General features: G+C 67.8%; 21 protein-coding genes and 1 other RNA gene. 15 read left to right on the top strand and 7 right to left on the bottom strand.

The window, feature by feature from the left end; translation table 11 throughout:
- The first annotated feature begins 98 nt into the window (after positions 1-98).
- From D0901_RS13760 to D0901_RS13725, 8 genes are read left to right on the top strand one after another with little or no spacing between them, the layout of a single operon-like run.
- Entirely contained in the window at positions 99-1,007 is a 909-nt protein-coding gene (locus D0901_RS13760) for a MerR family transcriptional regulator (RefSeq protein WP_129140878.1), read from the top strand.
- Between the two features lie 32 nt (positions 1,008-1,039).
- A complete protein-coding gene (phrB, locus tag D0901_RS13755) occupies positions 1,040-2,455 on the top strand; it encodes a deoxyribodipyrimidine photo-lyase (RefSeq protein ID WP_129140877.1) in 1,416 nt (471 codons plus the stop codon).
- A gap of 26 nt (positions 2,456-2,481) precedes the next feature.
- The gene (locus D0901_RS13750) at positions 2,482-2,922 is read left to right on the top strand and encodes a nuclear transport factor 2 family protein (RefSeq protein ID WP_129140876.1); all 441 of its coding nucleotides are present in this window, start codon (positions 2,482-2,484) and stop codon (positions 2,920-2,922) included.
- Positions 2,923-2,956: 34 nt separating this feature from the next.
- A complete protein-coding gene (locus tag D0901_RS13745; protein ID WP_129140875.1) occupies positions 2,957-3,757 on the top strand; it encodes an SDR family NAD(P)-dependent oxidoreductase in 801 nt (266 codons plus the stop codon).
- Entirely contained in the window at positions 3,754-5,064 is a 1,311-nt protein-coding gene (locus D0901_RS13740; protein WP_129140874.1) for an NAD(P)/FAD-dependent oxidoreductase, read from the top strand. The genes D0901_RS13745 and D0901_RS13740 overlap by 4 nt, the downstream gene beginning before the upstream one ends.
- Positions 5,061-5,861, top strand: a complete 801-nt coding sequence (locus D0901_RS13735; protein ID WP_129140873.1) for a DUF1365 domain-containing protein — start codon at positions 5,061-5,063, stop codon at positions 5,859-5,861. The genes D0901_RS13740 and D0901_RS13735 overlap by 4 nt, the downstream gene beginning before the upstream one ends.
- Positions 5,858-7,123, top strand: a complete 1,266-nt coding sequence (locus tag D0901_RS13730; protein ID WP_425256179.1) for a class I SAM-dependent methyltransferase — start codon at positions 5,858-5,860, stop codon at positions 7,121-7,123. Before D0901_RS13735 ends, D0901_RS13730 begins: the two co-directional genes overlap by 4 nt.
- A complete protein-coding gene (locus tag D0901_RS13725) occupies positions 7,120-7,614 on the top strand; it encodes a DUF2878 domain-containing protein (RefSeq protein ID WP_129140872.1) in 495 nt (164 codons plus the stop codon). Before D0901_RS13730 ends, D0901_RS13725 begins: the two co-directional genes overlap by 4 nt.
- Here D0901_RS13725 and D0901_RS13720 read toward each other — a convergent pair.
- The gene (locus D0901_RS13720) at positions 7,592-9,421 is read right to left on the bottom strand and encodes a putative bifunctional diguanylate cyclase/phosphodiesterase (protein WP_129140871.1); all 1,830 of its coding nucleotides are present in this window, start codon (positions 9,419-9,421) and stop codon (positions 7,592-7,594) included. The genes D0901_RS13725 and D0901_RS13720 overlap by 23 nt on opposite strands.
- A 223-nt stretch (positions 9,422-9,644) precedes the next feature.
- Between D0901_RS13720 and fabA the strand changes: the two genes are divergently transcribed.
- A complete protein-coding gene (gene fabA, locus D0901_RS13715) occupies positions 9,645-10,160 on the top strand; it encodes a 3-hydroxyacyl-[acyl-carrier-protein] dehydratase FabA (RefSeq protein ID WP_129140870.1) in 516 nt (171 codons plus the stop codon).
- Between the two features lie 13 nt (positions 10,161-10,173).
- On the top strand, positions 10,174-11,391 hold the full coding sequence (gene fabB / locus D0901_RS13710) for a beta-ketoacyl-ACP synthase I (protein WP_129140869.1): 1,218 nt from the start codon (positions 10,174-10,176) through the stop codon (positions 11,389-11,391).
- 106 nt (positions 11,392-11,497) lie between these two features.
- On the opposite strand, the gene D0901_RS13705 is transcribed toward fabB, so the two are convergent.
- Both D0901_RS13705 and D0901_RS13700 read right to left on the bottom strand, forming a co-directional pair.
- Positions 11,498-12,253 carry a lysophospholipid acyltransferase family protein gene (locus D0901_RS13705; protein WP_129140868.1) on the bottom strand — a complete coding sequence of 252 codons (756 nt, stop codon included), beginning with the start codon at positions 12,251-12,253 and terminating at the stop codon, positions 11,498-11,500.
- The gene (locus tag D0901_RS13700) at positions 12,250-13,122 is read right to left on the bottom strand and encodes a sugar nucleotide-binding protein (protein ID WP_129140867.1); all 873 of its coding nucleotides are present in this window, start codon (positions 13,120-13,122) and stop codon (positions 12,250-12,252) included. The genes D0901_RS13705 and D0901_RS13700 overlap by 4 nt, the downstream gene beginning before the upstream one ends.
- Before the next feature lie 160 nt (positions 13,123-13,282).
- Here D0901_RS13700 and D0901_RS13695 point away from each other — a divergent pair, with 160 nt between their 5' ends.
- Both D0901_RS13695 and D0901_RS13690 read left to right on the top strand, forming a co-directional pair.
- Entirely contained in the window at positions 13,283-14,167 is an 885-nt protein-coding gene (locus D0901_RS13695; protein ID WP_129140866.1) for an SMP-30/gluconolactonase/LRE family protein, read from the top strand.
- Positions 14,168-14,483: 316 nt separating this feature from the next.
- On the top strand, positions 14,484-14,951 hold the full coding sequence (locus D0901_RS13690) for a hypothetical protein (protein ID WP_129140865.1): 468 nt from the start codon (positions 14,484-14,486) through the stop codon (positions 14,949-14,951).
- A 258-nt stretch (positions 14,952-15,209) separates the two neighbouring features.
- Here D0901_RS13690 and ssrA read toward each other — a convergent pair.
- Both ssrA and smpB read right to left on the bottom strand, forming a co-directional pair.
- Positions 15,210-15,590, bottom strand: a transfer-messenger RNA (tmRNA) gene (ssrA, locus tag D0901_RS13685).
- 58 nt (positions 15,591-15,648) lie between these two features.
- Positions 15,649-16,128: an SsrA-binding protein SmpB gene (smpB, locus tag D0901_RS13680; protein ID WP_129140864.1), complete on the bottom strand. Its 480-nt coding sequence runs from the start codon at positions 16,126-16,128 to the stop codon at positions 15,649-15,651.
- A gap of 130 nt (positions 16,129-16,258) precedes the next feature.
- Between smpB and D0901_RS13675 the strand changes: the two genes are divergently transcribed.
- Both D0901_RS13675 and D0901_RS13670 read left to right on the top strand, forming a co-directional pair.
- Positions 16,259-16,696, top strand: coding sequence for a type II toxin-antitoxin system RatA family toxin (locus D0901_RS13675; protein ID WP_129140863.1), 438 nt, complete (start codon positions 16,259-16,261; stop codon positions 16,694-16,696).
- On the top strand, positions 16,683-17,003 hold the full coding sequence (locus tag D0901_RS13670) for an RnfH family protein (protein ID WP_129140862.1): 321 nt from the start codon (positions 16,683-16,685) through the stop codon (positions 17,001-17,003). Before D0901_RS13675 ends, D0901_RS13670 begins: the two co-directional genes overlap by 14 nt.
- Positions 17,004-17,010: 7 nt before the next feature.
- Here D0901_RS13670 and D0901_RS13665 read toward each other — a convergent pair whose 3' ends face one another.
- The gene (locus D0901_RS13665) at positions 17,011-17,484 is read right to left on the bottom strand and encodes an outer membrane protein assembly factor BamE (RefSeq protein ID WP_129140861.1); all 474 of its coding nucleotides are present in this window, start codon (positions 17,482-17,484) and stop codon (positions 17,011-17,013) included.
- A gap of 72 nt (positions 17,485-17,556) precedes the next feature.
- Here D0901_RS13665 and fur point away from each other — a divergent pair, with 72 nt between their 5' ends.
- Positions 17,557-18,006, top strand: a complete 450-nt coding sequence (gene fur / locus D0901_RS13660) for a ferric iron uptake transcriptional regulator (protein WP_129140860.1) — start codon at positions 17,557-17,559, stop codon at positions 18,004-18,006.
- Positions 18,007-18,072: 66 nt separating this feature from the next.
- On the opposite strand, the gene D0901_RS13655 is transcribed toward fur, so the two are convergent.
- Entirely contained in the window at positions 18,073-18,831 is a 759-nt protein-coding gene (locus D0901_RS13655; RefSeq protein WP_129140859.1) for an SDR family oxidoreductase, read from the bottom strand.
- Positions 18,832-19,092: the final 261 nt, after the last annotated feature.

The following is a 19,092-nucleotide window of genomic DNA, read 5'->3' as shown; positions in this document are numbered from 1 at the left end:
CATCCTGATCATCGAAACCAGCGGGGTGCTGCACGCTTTCCCGCTGCCGACGCCCCGAGCGAGCGACGGCGTCACGCTATTGAAGAGGCCGAGTGCGCATGACCGACAAGCCGATGGACCCGAGCGGCGCTCCGCTGTACCCGATCCGGGAGGTGTCACGCCTGACCGGCGTCAATTCCGTGACCCTGCGGGCCTGGGAGCGACGCTACGGTCTGATCCGCCCTCAGCGCACTCCCAAGGGGCATCGCCTCTATGCGCGCAACGACATCCAGCGCGTCGAACGCATTCTGCAGTGGCTCAATCGCGGCGTGCCGGTCAGCCAGGTGCGGGACCTGCTCGAACAGCCCGAAGCGCCCGAGGCCCCCATCGACGACAGTGGCGACTGGGCAGCCCAGCGTCGGCAACTGATGGCGAGTATCGAGGCCCTGGATCTGGTACGCCTCGAGGCCCTGTACAACCAGAGCCTGGCGCTCTATCCCGTCGCCACCTGCCTGGCCGAGCTCTGGGAGCCGGCGATCGGCGAACTCGAGGAACACTGGAGCGACCAGCTCGGCGCCACCCTGCAGCGCCGCACCCTGGAAAGCTTCCTGCGTACACGGATCGGCACCCGGCTCTATCACGCCAACCTCGCCAGCGCCGGGCCGGTGCTGCTCGTCTCGCGCCTGCCCGACGACCCCGGCGCCCTGTGGTCATTGCTGTTCGCGCTGCTCGCCGCCGATGCCGGCTTTCGCGTTCAGCTCTTCGACACGCCGCTGCCGCTCGGCGAGTGGCCGCTGGCGGTGGAACGCCTCAAGGCCGGCGCGCTGGTGCTGGTCAGTGGGCAGGCCGAGCGCAACGAGTTGATCCGGCGCCAGTTGCCGCGCCTCGCCGAGCAGCTCTCGGTGCCGGTGTGTCTGGTCGGGCCGGTGACGCGGATCCGCGCCAGCGAGGTCGAATCGAGCGCCCTGGAGGCGCTCGGCGAGCTGCCGACCGTGGCGATCGAACGGTTGCGCCCCCTGGTTACCTGACACCGTCCCTCTCGCCGGCAAGGAGCGCCGCCATGGCCCGGCAACTGATGTGGTTCCGCAGCGACCTGCGCACCCTGGACAACACCGCCCTGGCCGCCGCCGCCCGACGCGGACCGGTGATCGCGGTGTTCCTGCACTGCGGCGATCAGTGGCGGGAACATGGCCACGGCGCCAACAAGATCGACTTCCTGCGCCGCGGCGTCGAAGCGCTGGCCGAGGCGCTGGCCGGGTTCGACATTCCCCTGCTGCAGCGTGACATCGGGCGGTTCGATGCCGCGCCCGAGACCCTGCTCGCCCTGGCCCGCGAACACCACATCGACGCCCTCCACTTCAATCGCGAGTATCCGCTCGACGAGCGCCACCGCGACGAGGCGGTCGCGCGCACCCTGGGCGAGGCCGATATCGCGGTGCACGGCTATACCGACGCCGTGGCCTTCGAGCCCGGCGAGCTGCTCACCGGCCAGGGCCACTACTACAGCGTGTTCACCCCGTTCGCCAAGGCCTGGCATCGCCAGATCGATGCCCAGCGCCTGGCGCTGCGCGACACCCCCGATGCCCAGACGCGCCTGTCGCTCGAGCGCGAGCCGCTCCCCGAGGCCCCCGCCTGCGACGACACCGCGGTCGACGCCACGCTGTGGCCGGCCGGCCAGGAGGCCGCCGCCGATCGTCTCGAACGCTTCCTGCGCTACCGCGTCCGCCACTACGACGAACAGCGCAACTTTCCGGAAACCCGCGGCACCAGCGAACTCTCGCCCTATCTGGCCCTGGGCATGATCTCGCATCGCCAGTGCCTGCAGGCGGCGATGGCCGAGAACGGCGGGCACCTCGCCGACGGCGACCGCGGCCTGACCAGCTGGGTCAACGAACTCGTCTGGCGCGAGTTCTACCAGCACATCGTCGTCGGCTACCCGGACGTGTGCCGCCACCGCCCCTTCCAGCAGCACACCGAGCAGCTCGCCTGGCGCGATGACGAGACGGCCTTCGCCGCCTGGTGCGAGGGGCGCACCGGCTACCCGCTGGTCGACGCCGCGATGCGCCAGCTGGTGCAGACCGGCTGGATGCACAACCGCCTGCGCATGCTGGTGGCGATGTTCCTGACCAAGCACCTGCTGATCGACTGGCGCCAGGGCGAGACCTTCTTCCTGCGCCATCTGGTCGACGGCGAGTTCGCCGCCAACAACGGCGGCTGGCAGTGGGCCGCCTCGACCGGCACCGACGCCGCGCCCTACTTCCGGATCTTCAATCCCACCACCCAGGCCAGGCGCTTCGATCCGGACGGCCGATTCATCGCCGATTACCTGCCCGAGCTCGCCGACCTGCCGGCCAAGGCGCGCCATGCCCCGCCACGGGACGCCTTGAACGGGCATGACTACCCGGCACCCATCGTCGACCACAAGGCCGCCCGAGCGCGCGCGCTGGACGCCTTCAAGGCGCTCAGCCGCGACTGACCCCAGCCCCGCCCCGGAGGACCATCATGCGCGACGACCCGGCGCTGGAGGCGTTCTGCGCCTTTTTCGAAAAACTCGACAAATCCTATACAAAATATTTGTACAGGGCCTACACTGAGGATGTGGACTTTTGCGATCCGCTACACCACATCCGGGGTCGCGATGCACTGGAGCGCTACTTCGCCGCCCTCTACGAACGGGTCGAGGAATGCCGCTTCACGTTCGGTGACCGGCTGCGCGATGGCGATCTGGCCTTCGTCGCCTGGACGCTGCATCTCGTGCATCCGGCCCTGGATCGCGGCCGTACCGTGACGGTGGAGGGCTGTTCGCGATTGCGCTTCCGGGCGACCGCCGATGGCGAGCGGGTCTGCGAGCACCGTGACTACTTCGATGCCGGCGCACTGCTCTACGAACACGTCCCGCTGCTCGGCGGCGCGATTCGCCAGATCAAGCGCCGCCTGGCCTGACACCGCGATACTCACGGCGACGAGGAAAAACACCATGCAGGGACTTTCCGGCCAACGACGCATCTGGCTGACCGGCGCCAGCTCGGGAATCGGCGAAGCGCTGGCCCGACGCCTGCTCGAGCAGGGGCACCGGGTGGCCCTGAGTGCGCGCCGGCGCGAACCGCTGGCGGCGCTGGCCGATGGCCAGGCCCGGGCCCTGGTGCTGCCCTGCGACATCAGCGACCGCGATTCGCTGCGCCAGGCGGCACAGGGCATCGACGAGGCCTTCGGGGGCCTCGACGTGCTGCTGCACGTCGCCGGCACCTGTGAATACCTCGACGCCCGTCGTTTCGACCTGGACCTGGTCGAGCGGGTCATCGACGTCAACCTGAACGGCGCCCTGCGCACCATCGATGCCGCCTTGCCGCTGCTGCGCCGGGGCCGCGACAAGGACGCCGGGCCGCCGTTGCTGGCGGCGGTCTCCAGCGCCGCGGCCTACCTGCCGCTGCCCCGCGCCGAGGCCTACGGTGCCTCCAAGGCGGCCCTCAGCCACTTCCTGGAATCGCTGCGCCTCGACCTCGCCGACGAGGGGATCGACGTCAGCGTCATCCACCCCGGCTTCGTCGCGACACCGCTGACCGAGCGCAACGACTTTCCCATGCCGATGCGCATCGACGCCGTCAGCGCCGCCCGGGCGATTCTCGACGGCCTCGAGCGCCGCTCCCGGGACATCCACTTTCCCAAGCGCTTCACGGCCCTGGTGAAGCTCGCCGGCATCCTGCCGCCGGCGCTGCGCTTTCGCCTGGGGCGGCGCCTGACGCGCGCCGGCGACTCCCGCCAGGAGGCGTCTCGATGAGTGCGGCGCAGCGCATCGCGGTCATCGGCAGCGGCATCAGCGGCATGGCCGCCGCCCACTACCTGTCGCAGCGTCACCGGGTCTCGCTGTTCGAGGCCGGCCCGCGTCTCGGCGGGCATACCGCGACCGTGGACGTCGAGCTCGGCGGCCGGTCGTTCGCCGTGGATACCGGCTTCATCGTCTTCAACGACTGGACCTATCCCCATTTCCAGCGCCTGCTCGGCGCGCTCGACGTCGAGGCGCAACCCACCGAGATGAGCTTCTCGGTCCACGAGACGGACCGTGACTTCGAATACAACGGGCATACCCTGGCCTCGCTGTTCGCCCAGCGCCGCAACCTGGTGAGCCCGCGCTTCTACCGCCTGCTCGCCGACATCCTGCGCTTCAACCGTCAGGCCCAGCGCGACCTGGCAGAAGGCCGCCTCGACGCCGCCACCACGCTCGGCGACTATCTCGCCCGCGGTGGCTACGGCGACGACTTCCGCGACCGGTACCTGCTGGCCATGGGCGCGGCGATCTGGTCGGCGAGCAGCGCCGATCTGGCGGCCTTCCCGCTGACCTTCTTCGTGCGCTTCTTCCGCAACCACGGCCTGCTGTCGCTCGGCCGCCGACCGCAGTGGTATACCCTGCGCGGCGGCTCGCGGCGCTACATCCCGGCACTGACCCGGCCCTACCGCGAGCGCATTCACCTCGACTGCCCGGTCACCGCCGTGCGCCGCGACCCGGAAGGCGTGACGCTCGCCACGCCGCTGGGCGCCTCGCGTTTCGATCAGGTGGTGCTGGCCTGCCACGCTGATCAGGCGCTGGCGCTGCTCGCCGATTCGAGCCCCGCCGAGCGCGAGATCCTCGGCGCGCTGCCCTACCGCGACAACGACGTCGTCCTGCACACCGACACCCGGCTGCTGCCGCGTCGGCGGCGCGCCTGGGCGAGCTGGAACTATCGCCTCGACGGTCGTGGTGACCAGGCCCGCGCCGCCGTCACCTACGACATGAACCGGCTGCAGCGCCTCGACGCGCCCGAGACCTTGTGCGTGACCCTCAACGCCGACGACGCCATCGACCCGGCGCGCGTCCTCGGCCGCTATCGGTACGCCCACCCGCAGTTCACCCTCGCCGGGCTGACCGCCCAGGCGCGCCACGCGATGATCTCGGCACCGGCGCTGCGCACCCACTACTGCGGCGCCTACTGGCGTTACGGCTTCCACGAGGATGGCGTGTGGAGCGCGCTGCGCGTCGCCCGGGCCCTGGGCTGCGACGAGGACGACCGCGTCCATGCTGCGCCGGGTCGCACGGAGATACCGGCATGATCGCCGCCCCGCACAGCCGCATCTACCGGGGCGAACTGCGCCATCGCCGTTTCCTGCCGCGGGCACACGCCTTCCGCTACCGGCTGTGGATGGCCTGGCTCGACCTCGACGAGCTGCCCGAGCTGTTCGACGGCGTGCCCGGTTACAGCGCCCGACGCCCCGCCCTGGCGCGCTTTCGCCGCGCGGACTACCTGGCGCCCCACGACCTGCCGCTGGCCACGGCCGTGCGCCGGCGACTGGCCGAACGGCTCGGCGAGACGGTGGCCAGCCGCGCCGACGGCCGGATCTGCATGCTCACCCAGTTGAGGATCGGCGGCGTGAGCTTCAACCCGATCACCCTCTACTACGCCTACGACCGCGCCGGCCGGCTGCGCGCCCTGCTCGGCGAGGTCACCAACACGCCCTGGGGCGAGCGCGAGAGCTACGCCTGCGACGTGACCCCCGAACGCCACCTGCACGCGGCGTGCTTCGACAAGACGCTGCACGTCTCGCCGTTCAATCCCATGGACATGCGCTACCGCTGGCGCTTCAACACCCCGGACGCGCGGCTGATGATGCACATGGAGGCCTGGCGCGACGAGCGGCGTCACTTCGACGCCACCTTGACGCTGGACGCCCGGCCGGCGACCCGCGGCGCGCTGCTCGCCGCCCTGGCCCGCCAGCCCTGGCAGAGCCTGGCCACGCTCGCCGCCATCCACTGGCAGGCGCTGCGCCTGTGGCTCAAGCGCGTGCCGATCCATGACCATCCCGGGGGCCGCCAACCGCCCGGGAAACGCCCCGAGGAGAGCTCGTCGTGACATCGCTTCGTTTTGCACCCCAGCGGTGCCCGTGTACCGGCGGCCGGCTGATGCGCTGGCTCAAGCCGCGCCTGATCGCCCAGCTCGACCGCCTCGAGGGCGGCTTCATCCATCTCGTCGACAACGGCGAGTATCGCCGACTGGGCAGTGGCGGGACCCTCGAGGTCAGCGTGACGCTGCACCGCGAACGGGCCTGGCGGCGGCTGGCCCTGGGCGGCACCGTGGGCGCCGCCGAGGCCTACATGGACGGCGACTGGGACAGCGACGACCTGGTGACGCTGACCCGGCTGTTCGCGCTCAACCTCGAACGGGTCAACGGCGAGGTGGAGCGCGGCAGCGCGCGTTTCGCCCTCTGGCTGGCGAGCGCCGTCTACGCCCTGCAGCGCAATACCCTGGGCGGGGCGCGGCGCAACGTCAGCGCCCACTACGACATCGGCAACGCGCTGTTCGCGACCTTTCTCGATCGCGAGCATCGCATGTATTCCAGCGCGCTCTTCCCCGACCCCGAAGCCAGCCTGGAGACCGCCTCGACCCACAAGATCGAGCGTCTGCTCGACCTGCTCGACGTGGGGCCCGACAATCACCTGCTGGAGATCGGCACCGGCTGGGGCGGGCTGGCGTTGCACGCCGCCCGCACCCGCGGCTGCCGGGTGACCACCACGACGATCTCCGCCGAACAGTACACCTTCGTCGCCGCGCGTATCGCCGAGGCCGGTCTCGAGGACCGCGTCACCCTGCTCAAGCAGGACTATCGCGAACTCGCCGGGCGCTTCGATCGCCTGGTCTCGGTGGAGATGATCGAGGCGGTGGGACACCAGTACCTGGATGCCTACCTGACGACCCTCGACCGCCTGCTCACCGACGACGGCCTGGCGGCGCTGCAGGCGATCACCATCCGCGACCAGCGCTTCGAGGCCGCCAAGCGCGAGCGCGACTTCATCAAGCGCTATATCTTTCCCGGCGGTTTCCTGCCATCGCCGACGGCGATTCTCGCCGGCCTGACCCGGCGCACCTCGCTCAACGTGCTCGCCTTCGAGGAGATCGGGCCGCACTACGCCCGGACCCTGCGCGAATGGCGCGACCGCTTCGAGGCGAATCTCGACACCGTCCGCCGGCTCGGCTACGACGAGCGCTTCATCCGCATGTGGCGCTACTACCTGAGCTACTGCGAGGGCGGCTTTCGCGAGCGCACCATCGGTACCTGCCAGATGCTGCTCGCCAAGCCTGGGGCGCGCCGCGCGCCACTGACCGGCGCCCCGTGACCCCCGCCGCAACGCTCTGCAACGTCGCCGCCTTCCAGCTCGGCTGGTTGACCTGTGTGCTCGGCGGCAGCCTGGCGGGAGCGGCGGTGACGGCGGCCGTGCTGGCCGGGCATCTGCGCTGGCTGGCACGCCCCGGCGAGTGGCGGCTGCTGGCCGGCTTCGCCCTTGTGGGGCTGGTCGTCGACGGCGGCCTGACGCTGGCCGGCGGGTTCGTCTTCGCCGGCCCCGCGTGGCCGATTCCGCTGTGGCTATGGCTGCTGTGGCCGCTGTTCGCGACCCTGGTGAACCATTCGCTGGCCTGGCTGTGGCGGCACCCCTGGCTGGCGACGGCCTGCGGGGCGAGCGGCGGCGCCCTGTCGTACTGGGGCGGCGCACGCCTGGCGGGGGTCGAGCTGGCGCCGTGGCTGCTGCCCGCGGAGGCGATCGTCTGGGGGCTGATCTGCCGGGGTTGCGCCGGCAAGCGGGGGGTCAGACGGTCTGCGAAGCGTTGAGGTAACGGGCTTCGATCGCCTCCACCGGCTCGGGTCGGGCGAACAGGAAGCCTTGCGTGTAGGGGCAGCCGTATTCGAGCAGGAAGTCACGCTGTGCGATGGTCTCGACGCCCTCGGCGACGACATCGAGGTTGAGGCCGCGCGCCATCGCCAGCACCGCCGAGACGATAGCCGCATCGGCGACGTCGTCGGGCAGCGCGCGGATGAAGGCGCGGTCGAGCTTGAGCTTGTCCACCGGCAGCCGCTTGAGATAGGCCAGCGACGAATAGCCGGTACCGAAGTCGTCGATGGCGATCTCGTGGCCCTGGCGGCGCAGCGCCTCGAGACGCGGCGAGACGTCGCCGGCGCGTTCGTCGAGCAGCACCGATTCGGTGAGCTCGAGGCCCAGTTGCTGTGCCGGCACCCGATGGCGCGCCAGCGACGCGGCCAGGCGCGATTCGAGATCCCCCTGGATCAACTGCAGTGCCGAGATGTTGACCCACACCGGGACCCTGGGCATGCCGTTGGCCCGCCAACTGGCGAGCTGGGCCACGGCGCGCTCGATGACCCAGTTGCCCAGCGCCGACATCAGCCCGTGACGCTCGGCGAGCGGGATGAAATCGCCGGGCGAGATCATGCCCTGTTCGGGGTGGCGCCAGCGCAGCAGCGCTTCCATGCCGACCAGCGTGCCGTCGTTCAAGCGGTGCTGGGTCTGGTAGTGCAACTCGAGTTGATCGCCCTGGGCCAGCGCGCGGCGCAGTTCGTTGACCAGCGCCAGTTGTCGGTCGCCCTCGACTTCCAGCGACGGCCGAAAGCGCCGGTCGTGGTTGCGGCCGTGACGCTTGGCGGAGTACAGCGCCGACTCGAGGCGCTGGAACAGCACGCCCGAGTCGTTGCCGTCGTCGGGGGCCCGGCAACTGCCGATGGTCAGCCCCAGGCGCAGCGAATTGTCGCTGATCTCGAAGGGCTCGCTGAGATGGTCGCGCAACCCGGCGATCCACGCCTCGTGATCGTCGAAGGTGGTGGTGCGGATGACCATGAACTCGTCGCCGCCCAGCCGGCCGACCACGCCACCGGCGACGAACGCCGCCAGCCGCTGGCCGAAACGCGCCAGCAGCCGATCGCCGCAGTCGACCCCGAGGGCATCGTTGATCGACTTGAAGCCGTCGATGTCGACCAGTGCCAGATCGAGCCCCTCGCCGGCACGCAGGCGGTTCAATCGCGAGGTCAACAGGTCGTGCAGCCGGCGGCGGTTGGGCAGCCCGGTCAGCGGGTCCTCGAAACCGACCCGGCGCAGATCCTGCTCGCGGGCCTTGTGGCGCGAGATGTCGGTGAACAGACCGACGTAGTGACCCACGCGCCCCTTCCTGTCGGGGCAGGCCTGGACGCGCAGCCATTCGGGATATTGATCGCCGTGCTTGCGCTGGTTCCAGATCTCGCCTTCCCAGCGCCCGGTGGCCTGCAGGGTCTGCCAGTAACGCTCGTAGAAGGCCTTGTCGTGACGCCCGGAGGACAGCGTCGAGGCATCGAGGCCGAGGACCTCCTCGCGGGTGTAGCCGGTGATCTGGGTGAAGGCGGGGTTGACGCTGACGATGCGGTTGCGACGATCGGAGATCACCACGCCGTCGCCGGAGAGCTTGAGCGCCTCCTCGCTGAGCAGGCGGCGACGATGCTCGCGCTTGATCTGGCGCCAGCCGTCGACCAGCGCGACCACGATGACGGCCAGCGCCGCCAGGCGCAACGACGCCAGCGGCAGCCAGAGCATGGCCGCCAGCGCCGCCAGTCCCATCCACGTCGTCGGCCGGTTAAGCGAAAAGGGGGGCCACATGTCGTCTCGTCATGTTCGATTCACAGTCGCGTGCGAAAAACCAAAGGCATCATGCCCCGCCCGGGAAGCGCTGCGCAAGCCGGACGCGTCCAAAGGCGCGTTGCGCCGTGGTTTCGCGCCCACTAGCCTAGGGGCCCGGCGTGCATTCACTTCACGCTGCCAGTAGACTAGGCGCGTCGCGCAGGCTGCGGGACACAACAATTCTGACTCTCGGAACGACTCAGTGACCAAGCAACACTCCTTTAGCTACGAAGAACTGCTGGCGTGCAGCCGCGGTGAACTCTTCGGTCCGGGCAACGCCCAGCTACCGGCTCCCAACATGCTGATGCTCGATCGCATCGCCAACATCCAGGAGACCGGCGGCGAACACGGCAAGGGCGAGCTGATCGCCGAGCTCGACATCCATCCGGACCTGTGGTTCTTCGCCTGCCACTTCCCCGGCGACCCGGTCATGCCCGGCTGTCTGGGACTCGACGCCATGTGGCAGCTGGTCGGCTTCTACCTGGGCTGGCTGGGCCATCCCGGGCGGGGACGCGCACTGGGCTGCGGCGAGGTCAAGTTCTCCGGCCAGATCCTGCCGGACGCCGGCCAGGTCACCTACCGCATCAACATCAAGCGGGTGATCACCCGGCGGCTGATTCTGGGTATCGCTGACGGAACCGTGTCGGTCGATGGCCGCGACATCTATCAGGCCAACGACCTGCGTGTCGGTCTGTTCACCTCCACCGCGAATTTCTGATCAGGAGGCTTCCATGAGACGAGTGGTAGTCACCGGCCTGGGCATCGTTTCCTGCCTGGGCAATGACCAGCACCAGGTTCTGGACGCGCTCAAGGCCGGACGCTCCGGCATTCGCTTCAAGGACGACTACGCCGAACGCGGTTTCCGCAGCCACGTGGCCGGCGTGGTCGACATCGACCTCGACGCCCTGGTCGATCGCAAGCAACGCCGTTTCATGGGTGACGCCGCGGCCTACGCCTACGTGGCCATGGATCAGGCGATCGCCGATGCCGGCCTGGAAGCGGCCCAGGTCTCCAACGAACGGACCGGGCTGATCGCCGGTTCCGGCGGCGCCTCCAGCGCCAACCAGGTGGAAGCCGCCGACATCCTGCGCGAGAAGGGCCTGCGCCGCGTCGGCCCCTACCGCGTCACCCGCACCATGGGCAGCACCGTCTCCGCCTGCTTGGCCACGCCGTTCAAGATCAAGGGCGTCAACTACTCGATCTCCTCGGCCTGCGCGACCTCGGCGCACTGCATCGGCAACGCCGTCGAGCAGATCCAGCTCGGCAAGCAGGACGTGGTGTTCGCCGGTGGCGGCGAAGAGGAGCACTGGACCCTGTCGTGCCTGTTCGATGCCATGGGCGCGCTGTCCACCGGCTACAACGAGGCCCCCGACAAGGCCTCGCGCCCCTACGACAAGGGCCGCGACGGCTTCGTCATCGCCGGCGGCGGCGGCATGGTGGTGCTCGAGGAACTCGAGCACGCCAAGGCGCGTGGCGCGAGGATCTATGCCGAGGTGGTCGGTTACGGGGCGACCTCGGACGGATACGACATGGTCGCCCCGTCCGGCGAGGGCGCGGCGCGCTGCATGCGTCAGGCCATGGCCACCGTCGATGGCGACATCGACTACATCAACACCCACGGCACCTCGACGCCGGTCGGCGACGTCGCCGAGCTCAAGGCGATCCGTGAGGTGTTCGGCGATGCCACGCCGGCGATGAGCTCGACCAAGTCGCTCACCGGCCACTCGCTGGGCGCCACCGGCGTGCAGGAGGCGATCTACTCGCTGCTGATGATGGAGAACGGCTTCGTCACCGCCTCCGCCAATATCGAGGCGCTGGACGATCAGGCGGAAGGCTTCGACATCGTCACCCAGCGTCGCGACGGCGTGAACCTGGAGCGGGTGCTGTCCAACAGCTTCGGCTTCGGCGGCACCAACGCCTGCCTGGTGCTGCAGAAGTATCGCGACTGAGCGACGACACACCCGCCAGACTGAAACACCCGGCCGCAGGGCCGGGTGTTTTGCATTGTGATGACGGCGTCATTAGCGACGCATCCGCCAAAATCTCATCGGTCGATCACACCGACACCGCCTTCTGCTCGGCGGCGGAGGCCGGTCGCGGCACCTCGGAGATCTCGGCCAGCCGCGCCTCGATCCACTGCTCGACGTCGACGAGCACCGCCTCGGGCGTGCGGCCCTCGGTGGCGATCGGCGGCCCCACGATCACCGACAGCCGCCCCGGGTTCTTGACCCAGTGGCGCCCCGGCCAGCGCTCGCCGGCATTGTGCGCCACCGGCAGCACCGGCACTCCGGCACGGCAGGCGATCACTGCCCCGCTCTTGTTGTAGCGCCGCCGCTGGCCGGGGTCGACCCGTGTGCCCTCGGGGAAGATCAGCACCGACAAGCCGTCGCGCAGGCGCTGCGTCCCCTGCGTCAGCACCTGCTTCATGGCGCGTGCCGGCCGCGAACGGTCCAGGGCGATGGGATGCAGCAGGCGCAGCGCCCAGCCGAACAGCGGCAGGCGCAGCAGCTCCTGCTTGAGCACGGTGCATACCGGCGGCTTGAGAATCTGCAGGAACAGGGTCTCCCATTCGCACTGATGGTTGGCGAGGACCACCACCGGCCCCTCCGGGACGTTCTCGCGCCCTTCCACCGTGTAGCGCACCCCGCAGGTCCAGGCGAACCAGACGACGATGAAATGATTGTAGAGATTGAGAAAGCGATAGCGCCCCGCCAGTGGCAGCAGCGGGGCGATGGGCAGCGCGATCACGCCGAAGACCAGAATCGCCAGGAAGTAACCGATATAGAAGACGACACTGCGCAGGGCGTTCATGACGCCTCCTGGGCCTGGTAGGCCTGACACCAGGAATCCAGCATGCGTCCCAGCTCCAGCCGCCAGGGCTTCTGATGCACGCCGAAGGCGTCCAGCACCCGCCGACAGTTGAGCACCCGGCGCAGCGGCTGGTCGTGGTGATGGTTGAGCGCCTTGAGCGTGCCGAGCTCGGCGGGGCGGCCCAGCCCCTCGAGTCGCGTCGCCAGTTGGGTGCGCACCACCGAGGTGAAAGTGTAGGCGCTCACCGGCTCGGTCCCCGCCAGGTGGTAGGCGCCCCAGGCATCGGCGCCGCAGTCGAGCTGCTGGAGCATGCCGATCAGCGCCAGCGCGGCGGCGTCCGCCGAGGTGGGACAGAAGATGACGTCCTCGGCGGCCCGCACCTCCTGGCCGGCCATCAGGGTGTCGATCAGCTCCGTCAGCCAGGCGCCACGCCCGTCGAGGGCGAACAACGGCCCCAGACGCACGATCAGATAATGGGGCAGGCCGGCACGAATCCGGTCGCCGGTCTTGACCAGCCGACGCAGGCTTTCATCGCGGGGCTCGGGGATCACAGGCTCGTCGATGGGCGCGTCGGCGCCATCCTCGTAGAGCTCGTCGGCGACACACCAGACCAGCGGCACCCGGGCCTGCTGGCAGAACTCCAGACACGCCTCGACGGCCTCGGCATGTGACGTCACCGAGGCCGGCGCGACCTGACTCGGCCGCACCAGCGGCGGAATCAACACGGCGTCCGGCGCCACGTCGGCCAGCCGCTCGGGGTCCAGCGCGACCCCCTCCTCGATGACCAGCTCGGTATCCCCGCGCCGGTTGGCCTCGCGGGCCAGCGCCAGACTCAGGCAATGGCCGGCATCCAGAATCAACAACTTCACGGCGCTTCCTTTTCGTTTAACTCGGCTTCCACCGTTCATGGACGGCGGGCTCGTGCGTGATGTTGGCCTCATGCTGCCATATTTGGCGGCGTTTTCATCGACGGCGCATTGCGGCAGGCTACGCACAACCGCCACCCTCTCGACATTCCCAGGAGATGCCATGTCTGCCCCGGATCGCTCCCCGCAACAGCCCGCTCAATGTCTCTGGCAAGATCGCGCCCGGCTCGGCGAAGGCCCACTGTGGTCCACCGAGCTCCGTCGCCTGCTGTTCGTCGACATCCTCGGCAGCCGCCTGATGAGCCACGATCCGGACACGGGCGAGACCCGGGCCTGGGACCTCGACGAGGCCTGCTGCTGGCTCGTGCCCCACGCCGACGGCGGCTTCGTCGCCGGCCTGCGCTCGCGACTGGTTCACCTGACACTCGAGCCGCAGGGCCCGCGGATCCTGGAAACGCTCGCCACCCCGGTCGCCGCGACACCGGGTCACCGGCTCAACGACGGCAAGGCCGACCCACGGGGGCGACTGTGGTTCGGCATCATGGACGTGCGCGAGCAGGAGGCCAGCGGCTGCCTGCTGCGCTACGACGCACGCGGCCTGGCCAGTGTCGACACGCCCTACACCGTGACCAACGGCCCGGCGATCAGCGCCGACGGCACCACGCTCTATCACACCGACAGCCCGGCCCGCACGCTCTACGCCTTCGACATCGATGCCGAAGGCGGTCTCGTCGACAAGCGCGTTCACCTGCGCTTCGGCGAGGCGGACGGCTTTCCCGACGGCATGACGCTCGATGCCGAAGGCGGACTGTGGGTCGCGCACTGGGACGGCGGCCGCGTCACGCGCTTTCTGCCCGACGGCCGCCGCGACCGGGAGATCGTCCTGCCCGTCTCCCGGGTCACTTGCTGTACCTTTGGCGGCGACGACCTCGCCACGCTGTATATTACCACCGCCGCCGTGGGCTGCGACGATCAGCAACTCGCCGGCGCGCTGTTCGCCGTCCGCCCCGGGGTACAGGGGCTGGCGCCGTGCGCCTATCGGCCCTGAGCCGACAGGGCACGAGGCGACACCGTGCACCTCACCGTGCGCGACAAGTGTCTCTATCGACACATCGAACGGGATATCGGGCATGATGCCCTCGGCGCGGGGGCGGCTACTGAAACGCCGATGATACCAAGCCGACACTCGGACTCACCCGGTGTCAGCATTCACTTACCGAAAACAGGCATTTTCCGACGGGCTCACATAACACAGGTTCAGGAACCCGCTGACCGGGGAGGCGTATTCTGCCCGCGATGCTCCCGGAATGGCGGGCCGGGGATGGCGCGCCGAGGAGCTTTCCGCCAGTGATAAGGAGATCAGGATGAGCGAAGAAAACGGCTATTTCGAACCCCAGGCGCACCAGGTTGAACCCGGCGAAATGCGGGCTTTCGGCGTGCCGATCTGCAGCCGTCATGCCCGCGCCAATGAGCTCTGCGAGATGCTGCGCTTCGTGCAGGACGTCGCCACCCAGGGTGCAGCCGCCCACCTCAAGCAGGTGCTGTTCGATTCCGACAGTGGCGTGTGCCACATCGACGTCGACGAGAGCGCCCCGCTGTACGGTCGCGTCGAACACCAGGTGCAGAAGGCGGCGCGCAAGCACCTGTCGCGCTTCACCCTGTGCGGCGACAACGAACTCGGCGAGACGCTGGCATCCACCATGGTTTCCCAGCCCACCCCGGACGACTGGGAAGATCCGGTGGAAAGCCTCGAAGGTGCCAGCCAGTCCTCCACGACCGATGATGACACCGCCGAAGAGCCGCAGGCCGCCTGCCACCATCCCAGCGCCTGACGAATCGCATCCGGCAAGTCAGCACTCGAACGCCCGCCGCCAGGGCGGGCGCCTTGCCCGTCAACGCCTCTTGCCCCGGCACGCGCCGGGGTCCCCACCGTGAGTGAATCCGGACCGGAATTCTCGCCCGCTCCGGAAAACGTCACTACCTGACGTCTTCACCACAGGGCTGCAGGGTCTCGTCGGCGAACAAGGCGTGGTGGCCGGGAATGCGTCAGACACGAAAAAAGCGCCCTGAGGCGCTTTTTTCATGGGTGTTGGTGGAGGCGGCGGGAATCGAACCCGCGTCCGCCGGCACTCGCCCTTCGGCTCTACATGCTTAGTTTCGTCGTTTGATTTAACGATGATGGCTCCGACGAACAGGATCCATCACCGCGATTCCTCAGAGAGTTTAACGGTTGGCGTGAAGACGCCACCAACCGCGATCCTGTTAGCTTTAGCTCGTATCCCCTCGGCGATGAACAGGCACATCGCGTTGGGGCCAGGCTAACTACCGGCAGGTTTTAAGCTGCCAGAGCGCCCTGAGCGTAGTTGTCGTCGTTTGCGACTATTTTTTCGCAGCGTTGGATTTACGAGATACGCTACGCTCTCGGCATGCACCTTAGGGGTTGTCACCGGCGTCGAAGCCATGTCGCCCCCGTGGAACGCTTTCATTCTAACAGGTGGGGATCCCGCGAGGCCAGATCAAGGAGCGAAATCAATTATTTTCGCGCATGATCCGCGCCTTCTGGCGGTCCCAGTCGCGCTGCTTCTCGGTGGCACGCTTGTCGTGCATCTTCTTGCCCTGCACCAGGGCCAGCTCGCACTTGATCAGGTTCTTCTTCCAGTACAGCTTGAGCGGCACACAGGTATGGCCCTTGTCCTGAGTCCGCGAGAAGATCCTGGCGATCTCCTTGCGATGCAGCAACAGCTTGCGAGTCCGCGTGGGGTCGGCGAGCACGTGGGTACTGGCCGTGTTGAGCGGCGTGATGTGGCTACCCAGCAGCCACGCCTCGCCATCCTTGATCAGGATGTAGGTGTCGGTCAGCTGAGCCTTGCCGGCACGCATGCTCTTGACCTCCCAGCCCGCCAGCGACAGGCCAGCCTCGAAGGTCTCTTCGATGTGATACTCGAAGCGTGCCTTCTTGTTGAGGGCGATGACATTGCTGCCCGCCTTGTTGGCTTTCTTCTTGGCCATGGAACCTCTGTATCGATGTCGGGTGTCGCTGACCCCTCCAAGATGGGGACAGGCGTGTTACCATTCAAGGGCTTGGCGCAAAGAACGACCATGATACGCCCAAGCCCCAGTCAAGTCAGCGGAGAGGTGCATGCCCACGGTCAATCGGTCCGCACTGGTGCGGCATTCCGCCCAGACCATGTTCGATCTGGTCAACGATTTCGAGAGCTACCCCGAGTTCCTGCCGGGTTGTCGGCGCGCTCGTCTGCTGGAAAGCGACAGCGACCACTTGATCGGCGAACTGACCCTGGCCAAGGCCGGCGTGGAGCAGAGCTTCACCACACGCAATGACCTCTACGCGCCGGAACGCATCGAACTGTCGCTGGTCAGCGGGCCTTTCAAGCGTCTGCAGGGCCAGTGGCTGTTCACCCCCATGGGCGAGGATGCCTGCAAGGTGTCGCTGGAGATGAACTTCGAGTTTTCCAACCGCCTGCTGGGCGTCGCCTTCGGCAAGCTGTTCAGCCAAGTCGCCGGCCAGTTGGTGGATGCCTTCACCCGACGCGCCGACGATATCTATGGACGCCACTGACACCTCGGCGCTGAGCGTCGAGGTCGCCTTCGCCCTTCCCCAGCAGCAGGCCGTCGTGTCGCTATCGGTGCCGCCCGGCACCACGGCGCGCGACGCGGTGCGTCAGGCACGCCTGGAACGTCACTTCCCCGATCTGCCGCCCACGACCTTCCTGGAAGCCGACCTGGGCATCTTCGGCAAGATGTTGCGCGATCCGGAGCGGCACGTGCTGCATGCCGGGGATCGCGTCGAGGTCTACCGCCCACTGCTCATCGACCCCAAGCAGGCCCGCCGTCAGCGGGCCGCCAGGGGCGACGAACACCGCTGACCCTGCCTTACGGAGCGGTATCGCCTTCGATGGTGCGGGTCGCCGGCTCACCGCCCTGGGGCCCCCGGTTCGGCGTGGTATCGAGCAGGTTGCCGGTCATGGTGTTGCTCTCGACGGCCGGGCCCGGGCCGCTCTCGGCTTTCAGGTCGACATCCTTGTCGATGTCGCCGGCGGTTTCCATGTCGACCAGCCGATCATTGGCGAAGGTCAGGGTCAGGCGCTTGTAGACCGTCCCGCCATAGGCCTTGTCGAGCATGAAGACGTAGTCCCACTGGTCGGCCTCGAAGGGGGCCTCGAGCAGCGGGCTCCCCATGACATATTGTACCTGCTTGCGGGTCATTCCCGGCTCAAGCTGGGCCAGCATGTCCTGGGTGATCAGGTTGCCCTGGGGCAGGTCGCGCTTGTAGACACCGAAGTAGCTGCAACCGCCGACCAGGCCGAGAGCGAGTGAAAAGATGACTGTTTTGATCAGGTTTTGCATTTGGGCCCGTTCTTCACTATCGTTGCTTTGGTCGATCATAACCGACCCACCACGATACTGCGAAGAGTAACCATGGCCGACCAGAACCATGAATTGCGCCGGGCGGGGCTCAAGGTCACCTTGCCACGTGTCAAGATCCTGCAGATTCTCGAAAAATCGAAGGACATGGAGACCCACCTCAGTGCCGAAGACGTCTACAAGGCACTGCTCGACGCCGGAGAAGACGTTGGTCTGGCTACCGTCTATCGCGTACTGACCCAGTTCGAGGCCGCCGGCTTGGTGATCCGCCATCACTTCGACGGCGGGCATGCCCTGTTCGAGGTCTCTCAGGACGAGCACCACGACCACATGGTCTGCCTGGAAAGCGGCAAGATCGTCGAATTCTTCGACGACGCCATCGAGCAGCGCCAACAGGAGATCGCCGAGGAACACGGCTACGAACTCGTCGATCACGCCCTGGTTCTCTACGTGCGCCCCAAGGGCTCCAAGGCGACCCGACAGGAAGGCGTCAAACGCCCCTGAGCGTCTTTCCCGACAGCGCTTCGGCCCGGCAGGCACCACGCCTGCCGGGCCGTTTCGTTGGCGGGCTCAGCGCTTTTCGCCGGGGTAGTTCTCCGAATGGCGGCCCACCTGATTGACCGATTCGCCACCATCGACGAACAGCGTCTGCCCGGTCACGAAGCGGTTGTCGAGCAGATAATCGAGCGCCTGGCCCAGCTCTTCCACCGCCCCCTGCCGGGCCAGCGGGATGCCGGCATGGCGCCACGCCAGGTAATCGTCGGTCCGCGTTTGGGCCGGCAGAATCACTCCGGGGGCGATCGCATTGACGCGGATGGCCGGCGCCAGCTCGAGCGCCATCATCCGCGTCAATTCGTCGAGCGACTTCTTGGCCAGCAGATAGGCGGCGTAGGGGTACTGAGCGAAGGCGATCTTGTTGTCGACGATGTTGACGATCGCCCCCGCCTCCACGGCGAGTGAAAAGCGCTTGCCGAGCAGAAACGGCGCGAACAGGTTGACCGAGAACTGTTCCTCGAGCGTTTCGCGGCTCGTTTCGCGCAGCTCGCCGGGCGCATAGGCCGAGGCACTGTTGACCAGCAATGCCAGGCCCGGGAAGCGTTCGACGACACGCGGAATCAGCGCCTCGACATCATCGCCGTGAAAGTCGCAGGTAAAGCACTCGCACGCGCCCCCGGCCTGGCGGATGGCCTCGGCGGCGCGCTCCGCCTCGTCACGGGAACGGTTGTAGTGCAGGGCGATAGCGTAGCCGCGAGCGGCGAGATGACTGGCGAAGAAGCGACCGACGCGAGTGGCGCCGCCGGTGACCAGAGCGGCCGGACGAGCGGTCATGAAGGGCTCCTGAGCGAAGGACACAAAAGGCCCGCCGGGGCGGCGAGCCCGGTTTCATTCAGGATTCAACATACTAGGTTTTCTACGAAAAGTCGGCGAGCGCAGGCAATTTTCGTACAAAGCCAAAGCCGGTTTCAACGTGGCAAGCCCTGCGCCAGCATCTGCCCCAGGGCCAGGGGGCTGGGCATCAACGGCGGCACCACGACGCCCTCGAAATCGATGGAGTGGCAACGCGGACACGGCGGCGAGGTAACGGCCTCG

Origin of the sequence: Modicisalibacter coralii (assembly GCF_004117855.1) — a bacterium.
Taxonomy (GTDB): domain Bacteria; phylum Pseudomonadota; class Gammaproteobacteria; order Pseudomonadales; family Halomonadaceae; genus Modicisalibacter; species Modicisalibacter coralii.
This window is presented reverse-complemented; position numbering and strand designations above follow the sequence as displayed.

Coding starts and splice junctions, on each gene's coding strand:
- D0901_RS13760 (WP_129140878.1), top strand. CDS start 99: ATGACCGACAAGCCGATGGACCCGAGCGGCGCTCCGCTGTACCCGATC.
- phrB (WP_129140877.1), top strand. CDS start 1,040: ATGGCCCGGCAACTGATGTGGTTCCGCAGCGACCTGCGCACCCTGGAC.
- D0901_RS13750 (WP_129140876.1), top strand. CDS start 2,482: ATGCGCGACGACCCGGCGCTGGAGGCGTTCTGCGCCTTTTTCGAAAAA.
- D0901_RS13745 (WP_129140875.1), top strand. CDS start 2,957: ATGCAGGGACTTTCCGGCCAACGACGCATCTGGCTGACCGGCGCCAGC.
- D0901_RS13740 (WP_129140874.1), top strand. CDS start 3,754: ATGAGTGCGGCGCAGCGCATCGCGGTCATCGGCAGCGGCATCAGCGGC.
- D0901_RS13735 (WP_129140873.1), top strand. CDS start 5,061: ATGATCGCCGCCCCGCACAGCCGCATCTACCGGGGCGAACTGCGCCAT.
- D0901_RS13720 (WP_129140871.1), bottom strand. CDS start 9,421: ATGTGGCCCCCCTTTTCGCTTAACCGGCCGACGACGTGGATGGGACTG.
- fabB (WP_129140869.1), top strand. CDS start 10,174: ATGAGACGAGTGGTAGTCACCGGCCTGGGCATCGTTTCCTGCCTGGGC.
- D0901_RS13705 (WP_129140868.1), bottom strand. CDS start 12,253: ATGAACGCCCTGCGCAGTGTCGTCTTCTATATCGGTTACTTCCTGGCG.
- D0901_RS13695 (WP_129140866.1), top strand. CDS start 13,283: ATGTCTGCCCCGGATCGCTCCCCGCAACAGCCCGCTCAATGTCTCTGG.
- D0901_RS13690 (WP_129140865.1), top strand. CDS start 14,484: ATGAGCGAAGAAAACGGCTATTTCGAACCCCAGGCGCACCAGGTTGAA.
- smpB (WP_129140864.1), bottom strand. CDS start 16,128: ATGGCCAAGAAGAAAGCCAACAAGGCGGGCAGCAATGTCATCGCCCTC.
- D0901_RS13675 (WP_129140863.1), top strand. CDS start 16,259: ATGCCCACGGTCAATCGGTCCGCACTGGTGCGGCATTCCGCCCAGACC.
- D0901_RS13670 (WP_129140862.1), top strand. CDS start 16,683: ATGGACGCCACTGACACCTCGGCGCTGAGCGTCGAGGTCGCCTTCGCC.
- D0901_RS13665 (WP_129140861.1), bottom strand. CDS start 17,484: ATGCAAAACCTGATCAAAACAGTCATCTTTTCACTCGCTCTCGGCCTG.
- fur (WP_129140860.1), top strand. CDS start 17,557: ATGGCCGACCAGAACCATGAATTGCGCCGGGCGGGGCTCAAGGTCACC.
- D0901_RS13655 (WP_129140859.1), bottom strand. CDS start 18,831: ATGACCGCTCGTCCGGCCGCTCTGGTCACCGGCGGCGCCACTCGCGTC.